This is a genomic window from Corynebacterium sp. KPL2830, from assembly GCF_040225635.1.
Taxonomy (GTDB): Bacteria; Actinomycetota; Actinomycetes; order Mycobacteriales; family Mycobacteriaceae; genus Corynebacterium.
Genome location: NZ_JBEHFR010000057.1, coordinates 1 through 2279, shown reverse-complemented (window position 1 = coordinate 2279; position 2279 = coordinate 1). Strand labels below are relative to the sequence as shown.

Annotated in this window: 4 protein-coding genes; 3 read left to right on the top strand and 1 reads right to left on the bottom strand. The window is 53.6% G+C overall.

From position 1 onward, the window contains the following. The first annotated feature begins 450 nt into the window (after positions 1 to 450). The 3 genes from rplN to rplE are packed head-to-tail and all read left to right on the top strand — an operon-like array spanning position 451 to position 1692. Entirely contained in the window at positions 451 to 819 is a 369-nt protein-coding gene (rplN, locus tag ABRP87_RS11155; RefSeq protein ID WP_023025193.1) for a 50S ribosomal protein L14, read from the top strand. Between the two features lie 4 nt (positions 820 to 823). Then, positions 824 to 1138 (top strand): 50S ribosomal protein L24, encoded by a 315-nt coding sequence (gene rplX / locus ABRP87_RS11150; protein ID WP_005276967.1) that lies wholly within the window; start codon positions 824 to 826, stop codon positions 1136 to 1138. A 2-nt stretch (positions 1139 to 1140) separates the two neighbouring features. Then, the gene (gene rplE / locus ABRP87_RS11145; RefSeq protein WP_023025194.1) at positions 1141 to 1692 is read left to right on the top strand and encodes a 50S ribosomal protein L5; all 552 of its coding nucleotides are present in this window, start codon (positions 1141 to 1143) and stop codon (positions 1690 to 1692) included. 395 nt (positions 1693 to 2087) lie between these two features. On the opposite strand, the gene ABRP87_RS11140 is transcribed toward rplE, so the two are convergent. Then, positions 2088 to 2279 (bottom strand): hypothetical protein (locus ABRP87_RS11140; RefSeq protein ID WP_349868840.1); only part of this gene is annotated, 192 nt, incomplete at its 5' end.

Below are 2279 nucleotides of genomic sequence, written 5' to 3'. Positions count from 1 at the left end.
ACATAACCTGCCCCGGCATGGGGGCAGAGTTACGAATCCTGGGTAACCTCAAGCGGAACTGCTAACAACGTAATGGGGCAGTGGAATAGGGAAGAGCCCGTCTGAGAGATAAACGGATCTAAAGATTAACAGGATTCTTTGTGCTGCATTACCGCTGCGCAAAGGAAAATCGTCCGATTATTAAAACCAGGCACAGCTGTCCTAAATAGGGGGTGCTAGGGCGAAAAGTTGCTTCGCATTCGAAGTTTGGAAAGCGCCACCCCCATATGGTTGAATGTATAGGTTGCGAGAGCTGGTCGGTCCGTAGCGGTGCGTTTCCGAATCGCCGGTCCGAGACCCATCGACGCTTTACGGTGTTCGTTGTAAAGGCTCGAGCACAGCAAGTTTGTAGACCGCGTGTGGCAAGGACGGAAATCTTGTCGCACATCAATCCAGGTCAGGAGACCCATAGTGATTCAGCAAGAATCGCGTCTGCGCGTCGCCGACAACTCTGGTGCACGTGAAATTTTGTGCATCCGCGTTCTCGGTGGCTCTGTCCGACGCTCCGCTGGCATCGGCGACGTAATTGTCGCGACCGTCAAGGACGCTGTTCCAGGCGGCAGCGTAAAAGAAGGCGATGTAATTAAGGCAGTTATCGTCCGTGCGAAGAAGGAGACCCGTCGTCCAGACGGTTCCTACATCCGCTTTGACGAGAATGCTGCAGTTATTCTGAAGGGCGATAGCGAACCTCGCGGTACCCGTATCTTCGGCCCGGTTGCTCGTGAACTTCGTGACAAGCGTTTCATGAAGATCGTTTCTCTAGCACCGGAGGTGATCTAATCTTATGAAGATTCATAAGGGAGATATGGTGATTGTCATTTCGGGCCCAGATAAGGGTGCGAAGGGCAAGGTCATCGAGGCATACCCGAAGCGCGAAAAGGTCCTCGTTGAGGGCGTTAACCGCATCAAGAAGCACGTCGCAAACTCCGCTACCGAGCGTGGCGCCGAGTCCGGCGGAATCGTTACCCAAGAAGCCCCGATCCACGTGTCCAACGTTGCGATTGTTGACTCCGAGGGCAACCCGACCCGCGTGGGCTACCGTTTCGACGAGAACGGCAAAAAGGTCCGTATCGCGCGTAGCAACGGGAAGGACATCTAAAAATGAGCGAGAACTACACCCCGCGTCTGAAGACTCGCTACCGCGAGGAAATCCGCAAGAACCTGAACGAAGAGTTCAAGTACGACAACGTCATGCAGATCCCTGGCGTCACCAAGGTCGTCGTCAACATGGGTGTTGGCGAAGCTGCCCGTGACTCTAAGGTCATCAATGGCGCTCTCGAGGACCTGACCGCTATCACCGGTCAGAAGCCACAGCTGCGTCGCGCAAAGAAGTCCATCGCAAACTTCAAGCTGCGCGAAGGCATGCCTATCGGCGCACGCGTTACCCTGCGCGGCGACCGCATGTGGGAGTTCCTGGACCGTCTGCTGACCATCGCGTTGCCACGTATTCGTGACTTCCGCGGTCTGTCTGACCAGCAGTTCGACGGCCACGGTAACTACACCTTCGGTCTGTCTGAGCAGTCCATGTTCTACGAAATCGACATCGACAAGATCGATCGTCCCCGTGGTATGGACATCACCGTCGTTACCAGCGCTACCAACGACGAAGAAGGCCGTAAGCTCCTGCGCGAGCTCGGCTTCCCGTTCAAGTAAATAGAGCGCTAAAAAATCCCAACTCCATGCAAGGAGTTGGGATTTTTTAGTTTTATTGTCATCCTTGGATTCTAGTGGTCGTTTCAACGATGATGGCTGCTTTGGTGTGATACTACCGGTTTGTGTCAGGGATGACTTTGGCTGGGGTGCGCCAGTTGAGTGCTTTGCGTGGCTTGTGGTTGTGAATGTTGGCGATCATCTCTAGGGCCTCGGTGCTGTAGATGGACAGGTCGCTGTTTTGGGAAGGTTTCTCTTGAGACTGCTGTTGGTGTTTTCGTTGCTGCCTCGTTCCCACGGCGATCCTGGATGGCAGAAGTAGATGGGAATACTAGTGGCCATGGTAAAGGCTTAATGGCCAGCCATTTCACTTCCTTGGTCGGGCTGGTCACGTCTTATTAAGTTTTAAAAACATAAGGAATGTCGAAGCTACCATAAGCCCAAGAGCGAATGCATAGTTTGAACCATTCATTAATCGGACCTGACCCCTGTTTGGTGGACACCTGATATCCAGCCCAGTCGGGCTGGAAAGAAAGGTAATCTACCACCATGTCCAGGTACTCCGAACAGTTCAAACGCGATGCCGTGGC

Excerpts from the sequence above, each read along its gene's own strand:
- rplE (WP_023025194.1), top strand. The coding sequence starts at position 1,141 with ATGAGCGAGAACTACACCCCGCGTCTGAAGACTCGCTACCGCGAGGAA.
- rplX (WP_005276967.1), top strand. The coding sequence starts at position 824 with ATGAAGATTCATAAGGGAGATATGGTGATTGTCATTTCGGGCCCAGAT.